At 62.8% G+C, this 23,672-nt stretch carries 17 protein-coding genes and 1 pseudogene; 13 read left to right on the top strand and 5 right to left on the bottom strand.

What is annotated here, in order from left to right:
- Positions 1-11 precede the first annotated feature (11 nt).
- The 3 genes from C1O66_RS15665 (at position 12) to C1O66_RS15655 (ending at position 2,842) form a co-directional block, all read left to right on the top strand.
- Positions 12-992, top strand: coding sequence for a TRAP transporter substrate-binding protein (locus C1O66_RS15665; RefSeq protein ID WP_102768736.1), 981 nt, complete (start codon positions 12-14; stop codon positions 990-992).
- Positions 989-1,489 carry a TRAP transporter small permease gene (locus C1O66_RS15660; RefSeq protein WP_102768735.1) on the top strand — a complete coding sequence of 167 codons (501 nt, stop codon included), beginning with the start codon at positions 989-991 and terminating at the stop codon, positions 1,487-1,489. The genes C1O66_RS15665 and C1O66_RS15660 overlap by 4 nt, the downstream gene beginning before the upstream one ends.
- Before the next feature lie 63 nt (positions 1,490-1,552).
- A complete protein-coding gene (locus C1O66_RS15655) occupies positions 1,553-2,842 on the top strand; it encodes a TRAP transporter large permease (protein ID WP_102768734.1) in 1,290 nt (429 codons plus the stop codon).
- A 9-nt stretch (positions 2,843-2,851) separates the two neighbouring features.
- Here C1O66_RS15655 and mnmE read toward each other — a convergent pair whose 3' ends face one another.
- The 5 genes from mnmE to rpmH form a co-directional block, all read right to left on the bottom strand.
- On the bottom strand, positions 2,852-4,234 hold the full coding sequence (gene mnmE, locus C1O66_RS15650; RefSeq protein ID WP_102768733.1) for a tRNA uridine-5-carboxymethylaminomethyl(34) synthesis GTPase MnmE: 1,383 nt from the start codon (positions 4,232-4,234) through the stop codon (positions 2,852-2,854).
- 313 nt (positions 4,235-4,547) lie between these two features.
- The gene (gene yidC / locus C1O66_RS15645; RefSeq protein WP_102768732.1) at positions 4,548-6,260 is read right to left on the bottom strand and encodes a membrane protein insertase YidC; all 1,713 of its coding nucleotides are present in this window, start codon (positions 6,258-6,260) and stop codon (positions 4,548-4,550) included.
- The gene (yidD, locus tag C1O66_RS15640) at positions 6,257-6,592 is read right to left on the bottom strand and encodes a membrane protein insertion efficiency factor YidD (RefSeq protein WP_102768731.1); all 336 of its coding nucleotides are present in this window, start codon (positions 6,590-6,592) and stop codon (positions 6,257-6,259) included. Before yidD ends, yidC begins: the two co-directional genes overlap by 4 nt.
- Before the next feature lie 54 nt (positions 6,593-6,646).
- Complete coding sequence (locus C1O66_RS15635; RefSeq protein WP_102768730.1) at positions 6,647-7,144, bottom strand: ribonuclease P protein component; 498 nt, start codon at positions 7,142-7,144, stop codon at positions 6,647-6,649.
- A gap of 23 nt (positions 7,145-7,167) precedes the next feature.
- Positions 7,168-7,302, bottom strand: coding sequence for a 50S ribosomal protein L34 (gene rpmH / locus C1O66_RS15630; protein WP_054021782.1), 135 nt, complete (start codon positions 7,300-7,302; stop codon positions 7,168-7,170).
- Positions 7,303-7,949: 647 nt separating this feature from the next.
- Between rpmH and dnaA the strand changes: the two genes are divergently transcribed.
- The 10 genes and pseudogenes from dnaA (at position 7,950) to C1O66_RS15580 (ending at position 23,644) form a co-directional block, all read left to right on the top strand.
- On the top strand, positions 7,950-9,461 hold the full coding sequence (gene dnaA / locus C1O66_RS15625) for a chromosomal replication initiator protein DnaA (RefSeq protein WP_102769684.1): 1,512 nt from the start codon (positions 7,950-7,952) through the stop codon (positions 9,459-9,461).
- Positions 9,462-9,718: 257 nt separating this feature from the next.
- The gene (gene dnaN / locus C1O66_RS15620) at positions 9,719-10,855 is read left to right on the top strand and encodes a DNA polymerase III subunit beta (RefSeq protein WP_102768729.1); all 1,137 of its coding nucleotides are present in this window, start codon (positions 9,719-9,721) and stop codon (positions 10,853-10,855) included.
- A gap of 217 nt (positions 10,856-11,072) precedes the next feature.
- Positions 11,073-13,529, top strand: a pseudogene (gene gyrB, locus C1O66_RS15615) (DNA topoisomerase (ATP-hydrolyzing) subunit B); the annotation flags it as partial.
- Between the two features lie 354 nt (positions 13,530-13,883).
- The gene (locus C1O66_RS15610; RefSeq protein ID WP_102768727.1) at positions 13,884-16,976 is read left to right on the top strand and encodes a type I restriction endonuclease subunit R; all 3,093 of its coding nucleotides are present in this window, start codon (positions 13,884-13,886) and stop codon (positions 16,974-16,976) included.
- Positions 16,969-18,258 (top strand): restriction endonuclease subunit S, encoded by a 1,290-nt coding sequence (locus C1O66_RS15605; RefSeq protein WP_102768726.1) that lies wholly within the window; start codon positions 16,969-16,971, stop codon positions 18,256-18,258. The genes C1O66_RS15610 and C1O66_RS15605 overlap by 8 nt, the downstream gene beginning before the upstream one ends.
- Positions 18,255-19,433 carry an AAA family ATPase gene (locus tag C1O66_RS15600; RefSeq protein ID WP_102768725.1) on the top strand — a complete coding sequence of 393 codons (1,179 nt, stop codon included), beginning with the start codon at positions 18,255-18,257 and terminating at the stop codon, positions 19,431-19,433. Before C1O66_RS15605 ends, C1O66_RS15600 begins: the two co-directional genes overlap by 4 nt.
- Positions 19,430-20,440: a virulence RhuM family protein gene (locus C1O66_RS15595; protein ID WP_102768724.1), complete on the top strand. Its 1,011-nt coding sequence runs from the start codon at positions 19,430-19,432 to the stop codon at positions 20,438-20,440. Before C1O66_RS15600 ends, C1O66_RS15595 begins: the two co-directional genes overlap by 4 nt.
- Positions 20,437-22,050, top strand: a complete 1,614-nt coding sequence (locus C1O66_RS15590; protein WP_102768723.1) for a type I restriction-modification system subunit M — start codon at positions 20,437-20,439, stop codon at positions 22,048-22,050. The genes C1O66_RS15595 and C1O66_RS15590 overlap by 4 nt, the downstream gene beginning before the upstream one ends.
- Before the next feature lie 17 nt (positions 22,051-22,067).
- Entirely contained in the window at positions 22,068-23,039 is a 972-nt protein-coding gene (locus tag C1O66_RS15585; protein ID WP_102768722.1) for a DUF5655 domain-containing protein, read from the top strand.
- A gap of 242 nt (positions 23,040-23,281) precedes the next feature.
- Positions 23,282-23,644, top strand: coding sequence for a hypothetical protein (locus C1O66_RS15580; protein WP_102768721.1), 363 nt, complete (start codon positions 23,282-23,284; stop codon positions 23,642-23,644).
- Positions 23,645-23,672 lie beyond the last annotated feature (28 nt).

Raw genomic sequence — 23,672 nt, 5'->3', positions numbered from 1 at the left:
AGACGCCCCCCATGTTTTGCCCCCGCTTCAAGATCCTGCCCGCCGCCGCCTTGCTGGCCTTGGCGCTGAGCCAGCCGGCCGCCCAGGCCCTGACCTTGCGCGCCGCCGATGTGCACAACAGCAATGAGTACCCGACCGTGCTGGCGCTCAAACGCATGGGCGAGCTGCTGGAGCAGCGCAGCGCCGGGCGCATCAAGCTCAAGGTCTTCAACAAGGGCGCACTGGGCACCGAAAAGGAAACCATCGACCAGCTCAAGATCGGCGCGCTCGAGCTCACCCGCGTGCACATCAGCCCCATGAACGCCATCTGCCCGCAGACCCAGGTGCCGACCATGCCCTTCTTGTTCCGCTCGGTCGCACAAATGCGCCGCGCGCTGGACGGCCCGGCCGGCGAGGAGATCCTGCGCGCCTGCGAGCCGCAGGGCTTCATCGGCCTGGCCTTCTACGACAGCGGCGCCCGCTCCATCTATGCCCGCAAGCCGATCAAGACCCCGGCCGATGCCAAGGGCTTGAAGATCCGCGTGCCGCAGTCGGACCTCTGGGTGGCGGTGGCCGCGGCCCTGGGCGCCAATGCCACGCCCATGCCGGTGGGCGAGGTCTACACGGGGCTCAAGACCGGCTTGGTCGATGCGGCCGAGAACAACCTGCCTTCGTTTGAAGGCTTCAAGCATTTCGAGGCGGTCAAGTTCTACTCCCGCACCGAGCATTCCATGGCGCCCGAGCTGCTGCTGATGAGCAAAAAGGTCTACGACGGCCTGCCGCCCGCCGACCAGCAGCTGATCCGCGCCGCGGCCAAGGAGTCGGTCGCCTTCCAGCGCCTGCGCTGGGACGAGCAGGAGGCGAAATCGCTGGCCTTGGTGAAAGCCGGCGGCGCGCAGATCGTCGACGTGGACAAGAGCGCCTTCCAGGCCTTGATGCCGCCGGTCTACGCCCGCTTCATGAACACGCCCGAGCTGCAGCGCCTGGTCAAGACCCTGCAGGAGACACCGTGAACGTCCCCGCATTCACGCGCTTGTGCGCCGCCCTGTCCAAGCTGGCGCTGGTGTCCGCGGTGGTCTGCCTGATCGCGGTGCTGCTGTGCGTGCAGTTGCAGGTGCTGGGCCGTTATGTCTTCAACGACACGCCCACCTGGACCGAGGGCCTGGCCATGCTGCTGGTGCTTTATGTCACGGCCTTTGGCGTGGCCGTCGGCGTGCGCGATGCCGGCCACATCGGCCTGGAGTCCTTGCTGGTGCTGCTGCCCGAGCGCTGGCGCCTGCGCCTGGAGCTGTTGGTCCATGCCCTGGTGGCGGGCTTTGGTGCGCTGATGGCGCAGTCGGGCTGGGTATGGACGCAGCTGAAGTGGAGCGAGCCCAAGCCCATGCTGGGCGTGCCCGAGGGCCTGGACTACCTGCCGCTGCTGATCGCCGGCGTGCTGATCGTGCTGTTCTCGCTGGAGCATATGCGTGCGCTTTGGCGAGGTGAGGCGGTGCGCCCGTCCTGGTACTGAACCCAGCGCAGCACGCCGCCTGGCGAAGCCTGCCCCCCTTTTGATTCACAAGGATTTGATGCGATGGAACTCTGGGTTCTGGGCCTGAGCTTTGCCCTCTTGCTGCTGCTGGGCGTGCCGGTGGCTTTTGCCATCGGCCTGTCTTCGGTGGCCACCATGCTGGCGGCCGATCTGCCGCTGGCCCTGGTCTTTCAGAAGATGGTCGGCGGCATGCAGGTCTTCTCCTTCCTGGCCATTCCCTTCTTCGTGTTCGCCGGCGAGCTGATGCTTTACGGCGGCATTGCCGACCGCATCGTGCGCTTTGCCAACAGCTTGATCGGCCATGTGCGCGGCGGTTTGGGCATGAGCAATGTGCTGGGCTGCACCTTGTTCGGCGGGGTGGCGGGCTCGCCGCTGGCCGATGTCTCGGCCATGGGCTCGGTGATGATTCCGCTGATGAAGAAGGAGGGCTACCACGCCGACTACGCGGTCAACGTGACCACGCATGCGGCCCTGGTCGGCGCGCTGATGCCAACCTCGCACAACCTCATCATCTTCGTGCTGGCCGCCTCCGGCATCGCCTCGGTCAGTGTCTTCGGCCTGATCCTGGCGGCGCTGATCCCGGCCCTGCTGCTGACCCTGGCCAATCTGGCCGCGGCCTACGGTGTGGCCGTGCGGCGCGGCTACCCCACGCATGACGCCTTCCCCGGCTGGGCGGCGGTGGGCCGCGCTTTTGTCGGCGCCCTGCCGGGCCTGCTGGTGGTGGTGATCATCCTGGCCGGCATCCTCAGCGGGGTCTTCACCGCCACCGAGTCGGCCGCCACGGCGGTGTTCTGGGCCTTGGGGGTGACGGTCTTTGTCTACCGCTCGCTGAGCTGGCAGAACTTCCTCAAGGCCTGCGCCAAGGCCTGCAAGACCACGGGCGTGGTGCTGCTGCTGATCGGCATCTCCTCGGCCTTCGGCTACTTCATGGCCTTGTACGAGGTGCCGCAGCGCACCGGTGAGCTGATGCAAAGCGTCAGCCAGAGCCCCTGGGTGATCTTTCTGATGGTCAACCTGCTGCTCTTCGTGCTCGGCACCTTCCTGGACATGGCGGCCACCATCCTGATCTGCACGCCGATCTTTCTGCCCATCTGCCAGCAGTACGGCATGGGCCCGCTGCAGTTCGGCATCCTGATGCTGATCAACTGCGCCCTGGGTCTCAACACCCCCCCGGTCGGCAGTACCCAGTTCGTCGGCTGCGCCATCGGCGGCATCTCGGTCGGCCAGGTCATGCGCTCGATCTGGCCCTTCTACGGCGCCTTGCTGGCCACGCTGGCGCTGGTGACTTTTGTGCCGGCGATCTCGCTCTGGCTGCCGGCGCTCATGAAGTGAGCGGGCCCCTCACTTGCCGATGCAAAACTTGCTGAAGATTTCTCCAAGCAAGTCGTCGGCCGAAAAGGCCCCGGTGATCTCGCCCAGCGCATCGTGTGCCAGGCGAAGTTCTTCGGCCAGCAGGTCCAGTGCCGGCGGCTGCTGATGGGCCACGGCTTGGGCCATGTCCAGGTGTTCGCGAGTGCGGCGCAGGGCCTGCACATGGCGCTCGCGGGCGATGTAGAGGCCTTCGGGCGTGGCTTGCCAGCCCACCTGCTGGAGCAGGCGCTGGCGCAGGGCTTGCAGGCCGGCGCCAGACTTGGCGGACAGGCTCAACGCGCCCTCGGGCACCGGCGCGGCATTCGGCGCATCGCTCTTGTTGAACACTTGTAGGATGCGCTCGGCTGACACGTTAGCGAGACGGTCTGAGATCAAGCGGTCTTCGGCCTCGTAGTCGGCCTGGCCAACACGGGTCAGGTCGTGCAGGAAGAGGATCACATCGGCATCGGCAATCGCCTCCCAGCTGCGCGCCACGCCGATGCGTTCGACCTCGTCCTCGGTGTCGCGCAGGCCGGCGGTGTCGCTGATGTGCAGGGGCACGCCCTCGATTTGGATGGTCTGGCTGACCTTGTCGCGCGTGGTGCCCGGGATGGGCGTGACGATGGCCAGCTCGGCGCCGGCCAGGGCGTTCAGCAGCGAGCTCTTGCCCACATTGGGCTGGCCGGCCAGCACGACCTTGATGCCCTCGCGCAGCAGGGCGCCCTGGCGGGTGCGGTCCAGCACGGCGTCCAGGCGCTGCTGCAGCCGGCTCAGGCGGCCGAGTGCATCGGCCTGCTGCAGGAAGTCGATCTCTTCCTCGGGGAAGTCCAGGGTCGCCTCGACCAGCATGCGCAGCTTGATCAGCGCGTCGCGCAGCTCGCCCACCTCGCCCGAGAGTGCACCGCCGAGTGCCCGGCTGGCGCTGCGGGCCGCGGCCTCGGTGCTGGAGTCAATCAGGTCGCTGACGGCCTCGGCCTGGGCCAGGTCCAGCTTGCCGTTGAGAAAGGCGCGCTGGGTGAACTCACCCGGCTCTGCCAGGCGCAGGGCCAGGCCCTGCTCACGCCCCGCTTCCAGGCAGCGCGCCAGCAAGAGTTGCAGCACCACCGGGCCACCGTGGGCCTGCAGCTCCAGCACATGCTCGCCTGTGTAGGAATGCGGCGCCGGGAACAGCAGGGCCAGGCCCTGGTCGATGGCCGCGCCGGCTGCGTCGCGAAAAGGCAGATACGTCGCCTCGCGCGCCTTCAGGGCTTTGCCGCAGACGGCGGCCACCAAGGGGGTCAGGTCTTGCGGGGAGGACACCCGGACGATGCCGACGGCCCCTCGACCCGGGGCGGTGGCAATGGCGGCGATGGGGTCGTGGTGGCGGGAGAGCATGGCGGAATTATCGGGCTGCCGCAGCGGGCAAAAAAATGCCGGCGCTGAACGGCAGATCAGCGCCGGCTTGGGGCCTGGCGGCTTGCGGCGCGATGGGCCCAAGATATGGCGCGGGGGAGGCCGGGTTCCAGCGCTCGCGTGAGGCTGGATCTCGGGCCTGGGTTCACCGACCGGTGTGGCGATGAAGCACTCTGCCCCGCATGACTCGATTGAAGGCTTGTTTCGCCCAAGAAAAAAGCCCTCAGTTACGGGGTAACTGGGGGCTTCGTGAACTATTGCAAGTGCCGGGCACTTGCGAAAGGCGGGGGCAGCTCTAGTTCTGCACGCCCAGTTTCTTGTTGATGTACCACTGCTGGGCGATCGACAGGATGTTGTTCACCAGCCAGTACAGCACCAGACCCGAGGGGAAGATGAAGAACATGAAGCTGAAGGCCAGCGGCATGATCCACATCATCTTGGCCTGCATCGGGTCCGGCGGGGTCGGGTTCAGCCAGACCTGGAACAGGCTGGAGGCCGTCATCAGCAGGGGCAGGATGAAGTAGGGGTCCTTGACCGACAGATCGGTGATCCAGCCCAGCCAGGGCGCGCCGCGCATTTCCACGGTGGACAGCAGCACCCAGTACAGGCCCATGAAGAAAGGCATCTGCAAGAAGATGGGCAGGCAACCACCGATGGGGTTGACCTTCTCCTCGCGGTAGATCTTCATCATCTCCTGCTGCATCTGCTGCGGCTTGTCCTTCAGGCGCTCACGCATTTCCTGAATCTTGGGGCCGACGGCCTTCATCTTCGCCATGCTCTTGTAGGCGCTGGCGTTCAGCCAGTAGAAGGCGATCTTCAGCAGCACGACCAGGGCGATGATGGCCCAGCCCCAGTTGCCCAGGATGGAGTGCAGCTTCTCCAGCAGCCAGAACAGCGGCTTGGCCAGGATGGCGAAGATGCCGTAGTCCTTCACCAGCTCCAGGCCCGGGGCCAGAGCGGCGAGCTTGTTTTCTTCCTGCGGGCCGACGAAGAGTTGGTCCAGCTTGGTGGCGGTGGCGCCCGGAGCCAGCTGGGGCAGGGTGAAGACCATGCCGACGGCGAACTGCTCGGGCACGGCGCCCTTGAGCTTGTTGACGAAGAACTCGCGCGGTGCGGCATCGTTGTGCAGCCAGGCGCTGGCGAAGTAATGCTGGACCATGGCCACCCAACCGTCGTTGGCGGTCTTCTCGTGCTCGGCCTTGCCCTTGGCCAGGTCGCTGAACTCGAACTTCTGGAACTTGTTCTTGTCGGTGTAGATGGCCGGGCCGGTGAAGGTGCCGGTGAAGGCCGTGCCGCCCGGGCCGGCCACGCCGTCGCGCACCAGCTGCACATAGACCTGCGGGGTCAGTGCGGCCGCGCCCTTGTTGATGACCTCGTGCTTGACGCCGATGACATAGTCGCCGCGCTTGAAGCTGTAGGTCTTCACATAGGTCACACCGCCGACTTCGGCCGACTCCAGGCGCACCAGCAGCTCGTTGGCGCCGTCGGCCAGCTTGCGCTCGGGCGTGGTCACCGTCATCAGCGTGTTGTGCGTGGGCAGCTGCTCTCCGCGCGTGCCCACCAGGCCGGTCTGGGCCTTGTAGCTTTGCGAAGCGGCATCCAGCAGCACGATGGGCGTGGGCTCCACCTTGGGCTTGTCCTTCAGGCCCACGGCTTGCAGCAGCGGGTCGAACAGGCCCGGTTCGGGCGAGTGCAGGTACTTGGGCAGCTCGACGCGGGTGACATCACCGCCCTGGGTGTCCAGGGTGACGGTCAGCACATCGGTGGTGATGGTCAGCTTCTCGCTCTTGGCGGCGAGCGGCGCACCCGGCACGGCCGTGGCACCCGCGGCCTGGCCGGCGGTGGCTGGCACGCCCGCTTGCGCGGCCGAACCGGCGGCGGCCACAGGCTTGGCAGCCGGCGGGCTGAACATCGACGGGTGTCCGTTGTGCTTTTGCCAGCCGTCCCAGAGCAGGACGAGAGACATGGTGAACACCACCCACAGGACGGTGCGGCGAATATCAGTCATGAGGAGGCTTCTGATTGGGTGGAATTGCGGGGGGAAGGGGAAGGCGAACTCGGCGCGCACAGCCCGAGTCGGCTGAACAGCGCAGGCGGATTGTCAGGCACAGCGTCATGGCCGCCCGCGCAAAAGGGGTGGCAGCGCAACAGACGGTGCACGGTGAGATAGCTGCCGGCCGCCGCGCCGTGGCGCTGCAAGGCTTCGATCGAGTAGACCGAACAGGTCGGCTCGAAACGGCAGGCGCTGCCCAGCCAGGGGCTCAGCAGCAGGCGATAGCCACGCACCAATCCGACCAAGGCGCGCTGGGCGAGCGAGGGAGCGGTGGGGTCGTGGGCCATGGCGAGTGGAGTGGCAAGGCAGACCGGGTGGAAGGCGAAGCGCTGCGCCGCGCTTCAGGGCTGGGCCGCGGCAGGCGCAGCGGCACTGGCCGCGGGCGGCGTCGGCGTGGTTCTGGACAGCAGCCGGCCCACCAGCTGGCTCAGTTCGGCGCGCGCAGCAGCGCGCAGCGCGTCAGAGGCAGCGCTGGGGAACAGCTTGCGATCGAAAGGCGTGCGCAAACGCACCACCCACAGGCCGGGCGGCAACTGCGGCTGGTCGGCAAAGGCGGCGCGAATCTGGCGCTTCAGCAGGGAGCGCGTCACGGAGCGACGGGCGTGGCGCTTGGGTACGATGACCCCCAGCCACTGGCCGTCCGGCCGTGCTTCATCCACAGGGCTGTGGGCTTCTTGTGCATCACCTGTTGATAACTTGGCTGCGTCGGTGGATAAGACCTTGGCAGGCAGGCTCGGCGAGGCCGACAGATGGTGCACGGCGAAGTGGGGGCTGCGCACGCGGCTGGGGCGACCCAGCACGCGTTCAAAGTCGGCCGATCGCACGATGCGGCCGATCATGATTCAGGAAGGAAGAACCTGAATTAGACAGCCAGACGCTTGCGGCCCTTGGCGCGGCGCGCAGCGATGACGGCACGGCCACCGCGGGTCTTCATGCGGACCAGGAAGCCATGGGTGCGGGCGCGACGGGTCTTGGATGCTTGGTAAGTACGTTTCATGATGGAGGCCTCTTGAGAAGGTCTAAGGACGTCGGATGACGCTTTAGCTGTGGTTGGCGATCAATCGCCGGGTGCAAAACGAGTTGCGGATTGCACCTCAAGCGTCGGCTGGATCGGGGGCTGGTGCTCTGCGGGGCGGATCGCCCGGCGGTTTACAGCTCTTTCACCAACAGCCACTGATGTGTGCCGCGCCGGGGCGCCGCTCATGCGTTTGCAACAACAAACCCTGAGCCAGTCGCTGACCTGTGAACAAGTCGGCGGCCCCGCCTGGGGTTTGATGCTGCGACGATCGCCAAGTTCGGCCCAAGCCAAAGTCAGCCAAAGCCAGCCTGGTCACGAGGATGATTGCCTGGCGCCGGCTCTGGGCTTGAGCCCACCGGGGCAGCGTGCTGCGCCCGAGAGTTGGCACCAAACACCCGACCCAAGGTCCGCAGCGTCCGGAAAACCCGCGATTACACCAAAGAATGCCCCTTCGGTCAATGCCCGGGGATTTGCCAGCCGGGTTTGCCGGGGATTGACCGCGCCGAAAAATCTGTGGATAACCTCTAAATTTGCGGCCCCGAACCCGTACAATCCGGCCGCTCAAGAACAAGTTTTCCACAATGAGCGCAGACATGTTTGGGGCAGAGGGCCTGAGCCCGCAACCGATGCAGCAAGACCCGGGTTTCGACCTGTGGCAGCGCGGTTGCGAGAGGTTGGCCGCCGAGTTGCCCGAGCAACAATTCAACACCTGGATCCGGCCCTTGCCGCCCGCCGTGGTGGCCGATGGCGCGGGTGCCGAGGGCCTGGTCGTGTCCCTGCGGGTGCCCAACCGCTTCAAGCTGGACTGGATCCGCAACCAGTACGCCGGCCGCATCGAATCCATTCTCAGCGAACTCGCCGGCAAGCCCGCCCGCCTGGAGCTGGCCCTGGCTGCGCGTGAGCCGCTGGCGCCGATGAGCCGTTCGGCCGCGGTGAGCTCGCCGTCCAGCCAGCCCATCACCGTGGGCCAGGTGCTGCACAACGGCCTGCGCCCGGTCAGCCACCCTTCTGCCTCCCCCGCCGCCCCAGCTGCGGGCCCCGTGGTGGCTGGCCAGCCGCTTGCGGCCGCGCCGCAGCAGGCGCCTTCCGCCGCTGCCAACCTGCCGCCGAGCGCCAGCCGCCACCGCATCAACAGCGCGCTGACCTTCGACAACCTCGTGCCCGGCCGCGCCAACCAGATGGCGCGCACCGCCGCCCTGCACGTGGCTGGCGCCCCGGGCCAGATGTACAACCCGCTGTTCATCTACGGCGGTGTCGGCCTGGGCAAGACCCATTTGATCCACGCTGTGGGCAACGCCCTGCTCAAGGACAAGCCCGATGCGCGCGTGCTCTACCTGCACGCCGAGCAGTTCATCTCCGACGTGGTGAAGAATTACCAGCGCAAGACCTTTGACGAGCTCAAGGCCAAGTACCACTCACTCGACCTGCTGCTGATCGACGATGTGCAATTCTTCGCCGGCAAGGAGCGCACACAGGAGGAGTTCTTCAACGCCTTCGAAGCCCTGCTGGCCAAGCGCGCCCACATCATCATGACCAGCGACACCTACCCCAAGGGCCTGGCCGACATCGATGAGCGCCTGACCAGCCGTTTCGACGCCGGCCTGACGGTGGCCATCGAGCCGCCCGAGCTGGAGATGCGCGTCGCCATCCTGATCAAGAAGGCCGAGGCCGAACAAACGCCCATGCCCGAAGACGTGGCCTTCTTCATCGCCAAGAACGTGCGTGCCAATGTGCGCGAGCTGGAAGGCGCCCTGCGCAAGGTGCTGGCCTACAGCCGCTTCAGCCACAAGGAAATCAACATCCAGCTGGCGCGCGAGGCGCTGAAAGACCTGCTCTCGATCCAGAACCGCCAGATCTCGGTCGAGAACATCCAGAAGACGGTGGCCGATTTCTACAAGATCAAGATCGCCGACATGTACAGCAAGAAGCGCCCGGCCAGCATCGCCCGGCCGCGCCAGATCGCCATGTACCTGGCCAAGGAGCTGACGCAGAAGAGCCTGCCCGAGATCGGCGAGCTCTTTGGCGGCCGCGACCACACCACCGTGCTGCACGCCGTGCGCAAGATCGGTGGCGAGCGCCAGAAGAACACCGAGCTGAACCAGCAGCTCCACGTGCTCGAGCAGACCCTGAAGGGCTGAAAAACCGCCGGGAACGGCCCGCGCTTCGGGCCTCAGCCCCTCCCGGCGCCCCCACTGTGCAAAGACAGGGTTCCCACCCCCGGGAAAGACCCCAATCCTGGGTCAAAATGCGGGTTGTTTCCGCGCGCGCGACTGACTGACTGGTGAAGGATGGAGCCCATCGCGCCGCCTGAGCCCGTTCAGAGCTCTTGGCCCGGAAACGCCGTACCGACGAACAGACAGACAGACAAGCAAACAAGCGACAGAGCGAGGTTGACATGATTGTGTTGAAAGCCACCCAGGACAAGGTGCTGAGCGCCCTGCAGGCGGTCGCCGGCATTGTGGAGCGGCGCCACACCCTGCCCATCCTCGCCAATGTGCTGATCCGCAAGACCGGCGGCCAGCTGGAGCTGACCACCTCCGACCTGGAGATCCAGGTCCGCACCTCGGCCGAACTCGGCGGTGATGCCGGCGACTTCAGCACCACCGTCGGTGCCCGCAAGCTGATCGACATCCTGCGCTCCATGCCTGCGGACCAGACCGTCTCGCTGACGGCCAATGGCTCCAAGCTGACCCTGCAAGGCGGCAAAAGCCGCTTCACCCTGCAGACCCTGCCCTCGGATGACTTCCCCCTGGTGCAAGAGGCCGCCGATTTCGGCCCCGCCTTTGCCGTGCCGCAGAAGACGCTCAAGCACCTGATCAACCAGGTGCACTTCGCCATGGCGGTGCACGACATCCGCTACTACCTGAACGGCATCCTGTTCGTGGCCGAAGGCAAGAGCCTGACCTTGGTGGCCACCGACGGCCACCGCCTCGCCCTGGCCCAGGCCGAGCTGGAAACCGAAATCCCCAAGCAGGAAGTCATCCTGCCGCGCAAGACCGTGCTCGAGCTGATGCGCTTGCTGAAAGACGGCGCCAAGGCCGACAAGAGCGGCGACAGCGAAGAAGCCCCGATCGAGATGCGCTTCGCCGGCAACCAGGCCAAGTTCAGCTTCTCGGGCATGGAGTTCGTGACCAAGCTGGTCGAGGGCAAGTTCCCTGACTACAACCGCGTCATCCCCAAGAACCACAAGTTCAACGTCACCCTGGGCCGGGTGCAGTTGCTGTCCAGCCTGCAGCGCGCCGCCATCCTGACCAGCGAGAAGTTCAAGGCCGTGCGCCTGTCCTTCGAGCCGGGCCTGCTGAGCATTGCCTCCAGCAACGCCGAGCAAGAGGAAGCCAAGGAAGAAATCGAAATCGATTACGGCGGCGACCTGATCGAAACCGGCTTCAACGTGACCTACCTGATGGACGCGCTGCAGAACATGAGCCAGGACATGGTCAGCATCGACCTGAACGACAGCTCCGCCAGCGCCCTGATCACCATCCCCGAGCAAAGCGGCTTCAAGTACGTCGTGATGCCGATGCGGATCTGAGCTCGCGGGCGCGAGCCCAGATCCGCTGCGCGGTGAATATTGCGCTCCCCCCTGCCCCCCGCCAAGCGGGGGGTTCTAGTTTGAGAGTTGTACTGGCCGCACGGCGGCCTTGAAAGAGTCCCCGATGAGTGATGTGCCGAACAACGAGATGAATCCCGACGGTCTGACCGACAAGCAGCAGGCCGCCGCCGATGCGGACGTGACGGCGGGCGCGGTTTACGGCGCCGATTCCATCCAGATCCTCGAAGGCCTGGAAGCCGTGCGCAAGCGCCCCGGCATGTACATCGGCGACACCTCGGACGGCACCGGCCTGCACCATCTGGTTTTCGAAGTGGTGGACAACTCCATCGACGAATCCCTGGCCGGCCATTGCGACGACATCGTCGTCACCATCCACACCGACAACTCCATCAGCGTCAGCGACAACGGCCGGGGTATCCCCACCGATGTGAAGATGGACGACAAGCACGAGCCCAAGCGCAGTGCCGCCGAAATTGCACTGACCGAGCTGCACGCCGGCGGCAAGTTCAACCAGAACAGCTACAAGGTCTCGGGCGGCCTGCACGGCGTGGGCGTGAGCTGCGTGAACGCGCTGTCCAAGCACCTGCGCCTGACCGTGCGCCGCGAAGGCAAGATCCACCAGGTCGAGTTCAAGAAGGGCGTGCCGCAAGACCGCCTGCTCGAGATGCGCGACGGTTTTGAAGTCAGCCCGATGAAGATCGTCGGCGACACCGACAAGCGCGGCACCGAAGTGCACTTCCTGCCCGACGACGAGATCTTCACCAACGTCGATTTCCACTACGAAATCCTGGCCAAGCGCCTGCGCGAGCTGAGCTTCCTGAACAACGGCGTGAAGATCCGCCTGGTCGATGAGCGCAACAACAAGGAAGACAACTTCGCCTACGCCGGCGGCGTGAAGGGCTTTGTTGAGTTCATCAACAAGGGCAAGAACACCCTGCACCCGACCATCTTCCACGCCCAGGGCGACAAGATCAGCGAGCAAGGCACCAACGTCGGCGTGGAAGTCTCCATGCAGTGGAACGAGAGCTACAACGAAAACGTGCTCTGCTTCACCAACAACATCCCGCAGCGCGACGGCGGCACCCACCTGACCGGCCTGCGCGCCGCCATGACCCGCGTGCTGAACAAGTACATCGCCGACAACGACCTGGCCAAGAAAGCCAAGGTCGAGGTGGCCGGTGACGACATGCGCGAAGGCCTGGCCTGCGTGGTGAGCGTCAAAGTGCCCGAGCCCAAGTTCAGCTCACAGACCAAGGACAAGCTGGTCTCCAGCGAAGTGCGCGCCCCGGTGGAAGACATCGTCGGCCGCCTGTTGACCGACTTCCTGCTCGAGAACCCCATCGACGCCAAGATGATCTGCGGCAAGATCCTCGACGCCGCCCGCGCCCGCGAAGCCGCCCGCAAGGCCCGCGAAATGACCCGCCGCAAGGGCGTGCTCGACGGCCTGGGCTTGCCCGGCAAGCTGGCCGACTGCCAGGAAAAAGACCCCGCCCTGTGCGAGATCTACATCGTGGAGGGCGACTCCGCCGGAGGCTCCGCCAAGCAAGGGCGCGATCGCAAGTTCCAGGCCATCCTGCCCCTGCGCGGCAAGATCCTGAACGTCGAGAAAGCGCGTTATGAAAAGCTGCTCACCAGCAACGAAATCCTGACGCTGATCACCGCCCTGGGCACCGGCATCGGCCGCGGCGCCGGCAGCGATGACTTCAACCCCGACAAGCTCCGCTACCACCGCATCATCATCATGACCGACGCGGACGTGGACGGCGCCCACATCCGCACCCTGCTGCTGACCTTCTTCTACCGCCAGATGCCTGAGCTGGTCGAGCGCGGCCACATCTACATCGCCCAGCCGCCGCTCTACAAGGTCAAGGTCGGCAAGCACGAGCAGTACCTGAAAGACGGCCACGAGCTCGACGGCTTCCTGCTCAAGATCGCCATGCAAGACGCCTACCTCCACACCGGTGTGGGCGACAACGTGCTCAGCGGCGACGCGCTCGAAACCCTGGCCCGCCGCTACGTGGCGGCTGAAAGCGTGATCACCCGCCTGTCCAACTGGATGGACTTTGAAGCCCTGCGCGTGCTCTCTGGCGGCTTGGCCATCAACCTCGACAGCAAAGACGCTGCCGAAGCCGCCGCCGCCGCCATGCAAGGCGCGCTGCACCAGGCCGAGGTGTCCAGCGAGTACGACGAGCGCAGCGACAAATACCTGCTGCGCATCAGCCGCAAGCAGCACGGCAACACCCGCTCCAGCGTCATCAACGCCGACTTTTGCCACAGTGCCGATTACGAAGTGCTCAGCGCCGCCGGCGCCTCCTTCAAGGACCTGCTGACCGAAGGCGCCACCGTCCGCAAGGGCGAGGGCGAGAAAGCCAAGGAAAGCAAGGTCAGCGACTTCCGCGCCGCCATGGCCTGGCTGATGCAGCAAGCCGAAAACTCCGTCGGCCGCCAGCGCTACAAGGGTCTGGGCGAAATGAACCCCGAGCAGCTCTGGGAAACGACGATGGACCCCAACGTCCGCCGCCTGCTGCGCGTGCAGATCGACGACGCCATCGAAGCCGACCGCGTCTTCACCATGCTGATGGGCGACGAGGTGGAACCGCGCCGCGACTTCATTGAGACGAATGCGTTGAGGGCGGGGAATATCGACGTTTGATTGCACTGTGAGGCTCTATGGCCCGCAAGCAATTGAAAGCGCCCGGCCCCGCCCGGGCGTTTTCAATTTGAAAATGGGGTGATGCGCTCGGTACCGCAGTTGCTTGGCAGGTCTATCGCAGCAGAATGAGGGTACGAACATGCGGGGTGGCGTTGCTGCAAGAGGGGTACCACTCGCGTACGACTTCTCCGGCAGTGTCAGTCTGACCGCACTCATCAACAGTGCACGGCTCACTCGCTCCACAAATGGCGCCTTCAATGCCCCGCACTGCAATAGCTAACGGTCACAATCCATAGCAACCTAGCGCTCACTCGCATTGCCCCTTGGGCTAAAGCCAACGCACGTTACTCCGCCATGCCTTCATCCAAGTTCACCTACGACCTGCCGTCCGGAGCCCCGAGCCCTGTCGTCAAAGAAGAGCACATCGAACACGGCTTCATTGGCAAGCTTCAGGACCTGAAGTACGAATACCGCGCAGACATCCGCGATCGCGCCGCTCTGGAAAGAAACTTCCGCGAGAAGTTCAATGCGCTCAATCGGGTCACGCTGACAGATTCCGAGTTCGCCCGGCTGCTGGATGAAATCGTCACTGCCGATGTCTTCACCGCTGCCAAGACCCTGCGAAGCATCAATGCCTTCACCCGCGACGATGGCACGCCGCTGAACTACACGCTGGTGAACATCAAGGACTGGTGCAAGAACCACTTTGAGGTCATCCACCAGCTGCGCATCAACACCGACTACAGCCACCACCGCTACGACGTCATCTTGCTCATCAACGGCGTGCCCTGTGTGCAGATCGAGCTGAAGACCTTGGGCGTGAACCCGCGCCGGGCCATGGAGCAGATCGTTGAGTACAAGCACGACCCGGGCAACGGCTACACCAAGACGCTGCTGTGCTTCATGCAGCTCTTCATCGTCAGCAACCGCGACCGCAGCTACTACTTCGCCAACAACAACGCCCGCCACTTCGCCTTCAATGCCGACGAGCGCTTCCTGCCCATTTATGAGTTCGCCGGCGAAGACAACCGCAAGATCACCCAGCTCGACGAGTTCGCTGAAGCGTTCCTGAAGAAGTGCGACCTCGGCCGCACCATCAGCCGCTATATGGTGCTGCTGGCCGGTGAGCAAAAGCTCATGGTCATGCGGCCCTATCAGGTCTATGCCGTGCAGCACATCGTCCAGTGCATCGCCGAAGACAACGGCAATGGCTACATCTGGCACACCACGGGCAGCGGTAAGACGCTCACCTCCTTCAAGGCCGCCACGCTGCTGAAGGAGAACGAGCACATCCACAAATGCGTGTTCGTCGTGGACCGCAAAGACCTCGACCGCCAGACGCGGGAGGAGTTCAACCGCTTCCAGGAAGGCTGCGTCGAAGAAAACACCAACACCGCCGCCCTCGTGCGCCGCCTGCTGTCAGAGGACTACGCCGACAAGGTCATCGTCACCACCATCCAGAAGCTGGGCCTGGCGCTGGACGAGAACAGCAAGCGCAACAAGCAGCGCAGCAAGAACGGCCAAGCCACTTACAAGGAACAGCTCGAAACGCTGACGGACAAACGCATCGTCTTCATCTTCGACGAGTGCCACCGCTCGCAGTTTGGCGACAACCACAAGGCCATCAAAGCCTTCTTCCCCAGGTCGCAGCTCTTTGGCTTCACCGGCACGCCCATCTTCGACGCCAATGCCGCCTCGCAGAAGATCGAGGACAACCAAGCCTCGATGCGCACCACGGCTGACCTCTTCGAGAAGCAGCTCCACGCCTACACCATCACCCATGCCATCGAGGACGGCAACGTCCTGCGCTTCCACATCGACTACTTCAAGCCAGAGGGTAAAAAGCCGCCCAAGCCTGGCGAGGCCATTGCCAAGAAGGCCGTTGTCGAAGCCATTCTTTCCAAGCACGATGCCGCCACCGGCGGGCGCCGCTTCAACGCCGTCCTGGCCACCGCGTCCATCAACGACGCCATCGAATACCACGCGCTGTTCAAGACTCTGCAGGCCGAAAAACTGGCGGCCGATCCCGAGTTCAAGCCGTTGAACATCGCCTGCGTCTTTTCGCCTCCCGCTGAACTGGCAGAGAACGACGAGGCCAAGAAAGACATCCAGCAGCTCTCCAGTGATCTGCAGCAGGAGCAGGAGGACAACAAGGTCGAGCCAGAGAAGAAGAAGCTCGCGCTTCAAGGCATCCTGGCCGATTACAACGCCCGTTACGGTAGCAACCACCGCTTGAGCGAGTTCGACCTCTACTACCAGGATGTTCAAAAGCGCATCAAAGACCAGCAGTGGCCGAACAGTGACTTTCCTGCAGCGCAGAAGATCGACATCACCATCGTGGTGGACATGCTGCTCACCGGTTTTGATTCCAAGTTCCTGAACACACTCTATGTGGACAAGAACCTCAAGCATCACGGCCTGATCCAGGCCTTCTCGCGCACCAACCGCGTGCTCAACGGCAGCAAGCCCTACGGCAACATCCTCGACTTCCGCCAACAGCAAGATTCGGTCGATGCCGCCATCGCGCTGTTCAGCGGAGAGAAGACCGCTGAGCAGGCTCGCGAAATCTGGCTGGTGGACAAGGCCCCCGTGGTCATCCAGAAGCTGGAAACCGCCGTGCAGAAGCTGGACGAATTCATGAAGTCTCAAGGCCTGAGCTGCACACCCTCCGCCGTGGCCAACCTGAAGGGCGACGCAGCCCGCGCCGCGTTTGTTACGCACTTCAAGGAAGTGCAGCGGCTCAAGACCCAGCTGGACCAGTACACCGACCTCAGCGAGGACAACAAGGCCAGCATCGAGCAGGTGCTGCCCAACGAAAACCTGCGCGGCTTCAAAGGCCAGTACCTGGAAACCGCCAAGCAGCTCAAAGCGCAGCAGGGTAAGGGCGGCAAGGAAGGCGGCAGCCCTGGCGAAGAGAAGGAAGTGGACCAGCTCGATTTTGAGTTCGTGCTCTTCGCTTCCTCCGTCATCGACTACGACTACATCATGGGCCTCATCGCCAAGTACTCGGCGGGTGAGGGCAAAGGCCGGGGCAAAGCCAAGATGAGCCGCGATGAACTCATTGGCCTGATCAGCGCTGATGCCAAGTTCATGAATGAGCGCGACCTGATCGCCGAGTACATCGGCACGCTCAAGGCTGGTGAGGGCCTGTCCGAGGCGGCAATTCGCGACGGTTACGTCCGCTTCAAGGCCGAGCAGAGTGCCAAGGAGCTCGCTGCCATCGCTGCCAAGCACGGCCTGGCTACCACCGCGCTGCAAGCCTTTGTGGACGGCGTCCTGGACCGCATGATTTTTGATGGCGAGCAGTTGAGCGACCTCATGGCCCCACTGGACCTGGGCTGGAAGGCCCGCACGCAGGCTGAACTCGCTCTGATGGGAGACCTGCATCCTCTGCTCACCAAGCGCGCCGGTGGCCGCGACATTTCAGGACTCAGTGCATATGAGTAGTAAGAACCAGACCACCTCGGCAGAGGACCAGGCAAGGCATGCACTGGCACCAAAGCTGCGGTTTTCAGGATTCAGCGCTCCGTGGACTTTTGAGCCGATTGCCAAGGTCCTCAAGGAGCACAAGCTCAAGAACACTGCGGGCCGGGACGTCTTCTCAGTGTCGATGGAGTTCGGCGTAGTCAACCAGATCGAACTCTTGGGCCGCAGCTTCGCTGCCGCTGACACCTCCCACTACACGATCGGCAGGCGCTACGACATCGTCTACACGAAGAGCCCTCTCAAGGCATTTCCTTTCGGCATCGTTAAGCAATGCAAGTTCGATGGGGAAGTCGCACTTTCTCCGCTGTACGGTGTCTTCACGCCGACCAACCCGCATTTGGGTTTGCTGATCGAGGCGTACTTTGAATCGCCAAACCGGGCAAATTCGTTTCTTTCTCCGCTTTGCCAAAAAGGCGCGAAGAACACGCTTCAAATCACAAATGCCACGTTCCTTTCGGGCCGTTTGCCACTTCCTGCACCGCCTCTCGAGCAACAAAAAATCGCCGAATGCCTGAGTTCGGTGGACGATCTGATCGCCGCGCAAGCGCGGAAAGTGGATGTGCTCAAGACCCACAAAAAAGGGCTGATGCAGCAGCTTTTTCCCCGCGAAGGAGAAACTCAACCCCGCCTTCGCTTCCCCGAGTTTCGAAACGCCTGTGAGTGGCAGCAGAAGAAGCTTGGTTCCGTCTGCGACATTCAACGTGGCAAGTTCTCACATCGGCCACGCAACGATCCGCGGTTCTTCGGAGGGCAATATCCCTTCATCCAAACTGGAGACGTTGTTAAATCAGAAGGCGGAACGGTGATTGCCAGCCAGTCCTTGAACGAAGAAGGCCTGGCAGTTAGCAAGCTATTCAAGCCGACGATCGTGTTGATAACAATCGCCGCAAACATTGGAGACACGGGGTTGCTTCAGACCGAAGGATGTTTCACTGACAGTGTGGTCGGTCTGATTCCCAAAAGCGACGTTATTCCCGTCTTTCTCGAACTCATCATGCGGGGTCAGAAAGAGAATCTGAACAAGGTCGCGACAACAGGCGCACAGAAAAACATCAACAACGAAATCCTGCGTGACGTCAGAGTGTTGTTGCCGTCCGTTCCCGAACAACAACGCATCGCCTCTTGCCTGAGCAGCCTTGACGCCCAAATCACCGCCGAGACCCAAAAGCTTGAAGCCCTTAAGACCCACAAGAAAGGGCTGATGCAGCAACTATTCCCGTCGCCGGAAGAAGCTGACGCATGAGCACCAAACCGAAGATCAACAAGTACGCCAACCTCAGGACTCTTGCGAGAAAGCTGCGTGACGATTTAGGCGGTGTCGAACTCATCCTGCTTTATGCCTACAACCGCACCGGCAAGACGCGGCTATCGATGGAGTTCAAGGACGAGGGCAAGCGCAAGAACAAGGGCACAGCCGACACGCTTTACTTCAATGCCTTCACCGAAGACCTGTTCACCTGGGACAACGACCTGGACGGTGATGCGGTGCGGACGCTGCAGCTCAACCCCGACTCCACGTTCTTCAATGGCCTGAAGGACCTGGCGCTCGACGAAACGATTGCCGGCTACCTCGACCGCTACGCGGACTTCGATTTCGACATCGACTACGACACCTGGAAGGTCTCATTCCGCAAAGACGATGCCGACAGCATCAAGATCTCCCGGGGCGAGCAAAACATCTTCATCTGGTGCCTCTTCATGGCCATCTGCGAGCGCATGCTCGATGGCCACGTCTCGTATCAGTCGATGAGGTACCTCTACATCGATGACCCCATCTCATCGCTGGACGACAACAACGCGATCGCCGTTGCCTGCGACCTTGCACAGCTCCTGCGTCGGGCTGCAAACCGTAAAGATCAGCAGGGCGCTTCTGCGCCCATCAAAGTGGTGTTTTCGTCCCATCACGCGCTGTTCTTCAACGTGATGTGCAACGAACTCAGCAGGGCGAAAGAGGGCGAGGCTAGGGTGAGCCACAAGCGCTTTTTCCTGCATCGCCCGAACGGCGACGGTACCTACACGCTGCGTGCCACTGAGGACACGCCGTTCTTTCATCACGTTGCGTCACTCGCTGAGCTCCAGCGAGCCGCGGATCCCAAGAACGGCAAGCTCTACACCTTCCACTTCAATGCCCTGCGCAGCATCATGGAGAAGACCGCGTCGTTCTTCGGCCATGCGGATATCTCCTTCTGCCTCAAGGCCTTGAACAACGAAGAAGACTTGGCGCTTTACAACCGTGCCCTCAACCTCCTGAGCCACGGCAAGTACGCCATCCACGAACCAACTGAAATGGGCGAGGACAACCAGGATTTGTTCAGGCGCATCCTGGGCGACTTCGTCACCAAGTTTCAGTTTGACCTGCCAGAGATCATGGGGGCCGAGGCTGTCGCAGCGGCACCCGCAAAGGCGGCTGCGGCATGAACGACCTGATCCTCTACACCACGGAAGACGGCCGCAGCCAGATCAAGCTGCGGGCGCAAGAGCAGACCGTCTGGCTGACGCAGCTGGAGATGGCGGAGCTCTTTGATGCCACCAAGCAGAACATCTCGCTGCACCTGAAGAACATCTTCGAAGACGGGGAGCTGGATGCGGTGGCAACTGTCAAGGAATCCTTGACAGTTCAAATCGAAGGCAACCGGGAGGTGCAGCGTTCCATCACGCTCTACAACCTTGATGCCATCCTGGCCGTGGGCTACCGCGTGCGCTCGCCGCGCGGCGTGCAGTTCCGCCGCTGGGCGTCCACCATCCTGAAGGAGTACCTGACCAAGGGCTTCGTGATGGACGACGAGCGCCTGAAGAACCCGGACGGCCGCCCGGATTACTTCGACGAGATGCTGGCGCGCATCCGCGACATCCGGGCCTCGGAGAAGCGCTTTTATCAAAAGGTGCGTGACCTCTTTGCGCTCTCCAGCGACTACGACAAGACGGACAAGGCCACGCAGGTTTTCTTCGCCACGGTGCAGAACTTGTTGATCTATGCCGTGACGCAGAAGACCGCCGCCGAACTGATCACCGCCCGGGCGAACGCGGCAGACCCGCATTTCGGCCTGCTCGTCTGGAAGGGCGACAAGGTGCGCAAGACCGACATCGTGGTGGCCAAGAACTACCTGAGCGAAGACGAGATAGACACCCTGAACCGGCTCGTGGTCATCTTCCTGGAAACCGCCGAACTGCGGGCCAAGGGCAAGCAAGAGACGCGCATGGCCTTCTGGAAGCAGAACGTGGATCAAATCATCACGTTCAATGGCTTCCCCTTGCTCACTCACGCCGGCAGCATCAGCCATCAGCAGATGGAAGCGCGCACGGGCGAGCTTTACCAGCAGTTCGACCAAGAGCGCAAACGGCAAGAAGCCATTGCAGCCGACCAGCAAGACGAAGCCGATCTCGCTGCGCTCGAAACCAAGATCAAACGACGCCCGAAGCCATGACCGAAGCCAATCAAAAACAACTGGGCAACACCCTCTGGAGCATCGCCGACCAATTGCGCGGGGCGATGAATGCGGACGACTTCCGCGACTACATGCTGTCCTTCCTGTTCCTGCGCTATCTGTCTGACAACTATGAGACGGCAGCGAAGAAGGAACTGGGCAAGGACTACCCCGATGTGGGCGGGGACGCGCGCAAGGTGCCGCTGGCACTGTGGTATGCCAACAATGTGGACGACATCCCGGCCTTCGAGAAGCAGATGCGCCGCAAAGTGCACTACGTCATCAAGCCCCCGCACTTGTGGAACAGCATCGCCAATATGGCGCGTACTCAGCATGAAGAGCTGCTGGGTACGCTCTATGCGGGTTTCAAGTACATCGAAACCGAGTCTTTTGAGAGCACGTTTCAAGGGCTTTTCTCGGAGATCAACCTTTATTCCGAGAAGCTGGGAAAGACACAGTCAGATAAGAACAAGAAGCTCTGCGCCATCATTCAGAAAATCGCTGAAGGGCTGGCCGAGTTCTCGACGGGCGTGGATTCGCTGGGCGATGCCTACGAGTACCTGATCGGCCAGTTCGCTGCAGGGTCTGGCAAGAAGGCAGGCGAGTTCTACACCCCGCAGCAGGTGTCGGACATCCTCTCGGCCATCGTCACGCTGGACAGCCAGGAGCCCAAGACCGGCACCAAGAAGCGGCTGGACAGCGTGATGGACTTTGCATGCGGTTCGGGCTCGCTGCTGCTCAATGTGCGCAAGCAGGTCGCCAAGGCCGGTGGAACCATCGGCAAGATCTACGGCCAGGAAAAGAACATCACCACCTACAACCTCGCGCGCATGAACATGCTGCTGCACGGGGTGAAGGACACGGAGTTCGAGATCTTCCACGGCGACACCCTGCTCAACGAGTGGGACACGATGCGCGAGCAGAACCCGGCCAAGAAGCCGAGCTTTGACGCCATCGTCGCCAACCCGCCCTTCAGCTACCGCTGGGAGCCGACGGACGCGCTGGCCGACGATGTTCGCTTCAAGAGCCACGGCCTCGCGCCCAAGTCCGCCGCCGACTTCGCCTTCCTGCTGCACGGTTTTCACTACCTCAAGGACGAGGGCGTGATGGCCATCATCCTGCCGCACGGCGTGTTGTTCCGGGGCGGGGCGGAGGAGCGCATCCGCACCAAGCTGCTCAAGGATGGGCACATCGACACAGTGATCGGCCTGCCCGCCAATTTGTTTTATTCCACAGGCATCCCCGTCTGCATCCTGGTGCTGAAGAAGTGCAAGAAGCCGGACGACGTCTTGTTCATCAATGCGGCCGAGCACTTCGACAAAGGCAAGCGCCAGAACCAGCTGTCCGGCGAGCACATTGCCAAGATCATCCAGACCTACCAGTTCCGCGAGGAAGAGCAGCGTTACTCACGCCGCGTGGGCATGGCAGAAATCGAGAAGAACGATTTCAACCTGAACATCTCGCGCTACATCAGCACCGCGGTGGGTGAGGCGGAGATTGATCTGGACAAGACGCATCAAGACCTGGTGGCGCTGGACAAGCAGATCAAGGCAGCGACTGAGCTGCACAACAAATTCCTCAAGGAGTTGGGGCTGCCGTTGCTGCCTTGACCAGGGACAGTGAGCCTATGAGCGACATCAAACTCTTCCGCCTCCAATCCGGCCGCGCCACCGAGCTGCAAGGCGACGCCCCCGATCTGGAAAAGCCGCTCCAGAACCTGATCGAGGCCAATCTCGAAACGCTGCTGGGTATTCGCTTCCTGGCCACGGAGTACTCCACCGGCAAGACGCATGGCGGGCGCATCGACACGCTGGGCCTGGACGAGAACCACTGCCCGGTGATCTTGGAATACAAGCGCTCGGTGGGCGAGAACGTCATCAACCAGGGCCTGTTCTACCTGGACTGGCTGATGGACCACCAGGCCGAGTTCAAGCTGCTGGCGCTGGAGAAGTTTGGTAAGCAAGCGGCTGACGCCATCGACTGGAGCGCGCCGCGCTTGGTGTGCATCGCAGCCGACTTCACCAAGTACGACGGCCACGCGGTGCAGCAGATCAACCGCAATATCGAGCTGATCCGCTATCGCCGCTTTGGCGATGAGCTGTTGTTGTTTGAATTGGCCAATGCGTCTTCCGCCTCCGCTTCCTCCAAGAACGGGGCAGGCATTCACAAGGTCGGAAAGCTGATCAAAGACGTGAAGGATGCGCCGGCCGAGAAAGCCATCGGCCCCGACAAGCCGTATGCGGAAGTCGTTACGGGCTTGCCTCCGGTGTTGACCGATCTGCTGGCCTCTCTGGAGGACTACACCTTGTCGCTGGGCGACGATGTGCAGCGCAAGGAGCTGCGCCTCTACGTGGCCTTCAAGCGCTTGAAGAACTTCGCCACGCTGGTGCTGCAGCAGAAGCGTCTTTTGCTGTACTTGCACCTCCCTCCAGCGCCGGTGGTTCTGGCTCTGACGAATGCCCGGGATGTATCGGACATAGGCCATTGGGGCACCGGCGATGTGGAGATCTCATTGAGCACGCTCGCGGAACTAGAAGCGGCCAAGCCCTTCATCGCCGCGGCCTACGAGGGGCGAGTACAAGCGGCGGCCGCCTCATGACTGTTGGTTGGTAGGGCGTGTCGATGCATTCTTCAACTACCCAGCAATCCGCACAGCACCTGAAACTGTTCGATCGTGGCCTTGCTCTTGGCCTTTGCCTTGCGCGGGTATCGATCAAGGTACAAGGCGATCGATAGGGATTCTTGATGCCATCTCCGTTTGAGATGCCTCTGGCGCCGCCTCAGGATAATCCCGCCAATCCCGCCAATCCCGCTTCCCCACTTCAGCCGCCTTCAAGCCCCATGACCTCCTCACCCCTCCCCGAACGCCTGCACGCCCTGCTCGACGAGCGCGTGTTCAACTTTGCGCAGGCGGCGCAGCGGCACTTCAAGACCAATGACTTGGTGGTGCTGCTGGATTTCCGCGCCGAGACGCCGGAGCTGGAGGCGCTGCCGCGGCAGGCGCTGGCTGAGGCGGAGGAGCTGTCGCTGGAGGCGAAACTGAAGCTGGCGCGGCCGGCCTCGGCCTTGAGCCCGGTGTTCGGGGCGCCCGAGCAGGTGTTCTGGTTTGTGGTGATCCACGAGGATGAGGATGCCGACTGCGGCGCCATCAGCGCGGCGGTTCAGGGCGCGCCGTTTGCGGACAAGCTCTCGGCCCAAGGCTGACGGGCTGGCGCTGGCGACCTTTTTGCAA

The sequence above is a fragment of the Paucibacter aquatile genome (assembly GCF_002885975.1).
In the GTDB taxonomy this organism is placed as follows: domain Bacteria; phylum Pseudomonadota; class Gammaproteobacteria; order Burkholderiales; family Burkholderiaceae_C; genus Paucibacter_A; species Paucibacter_A aquatilis.
This window is presented reverse-complemented; position numbering and strand designations above follow the sequence as displayed.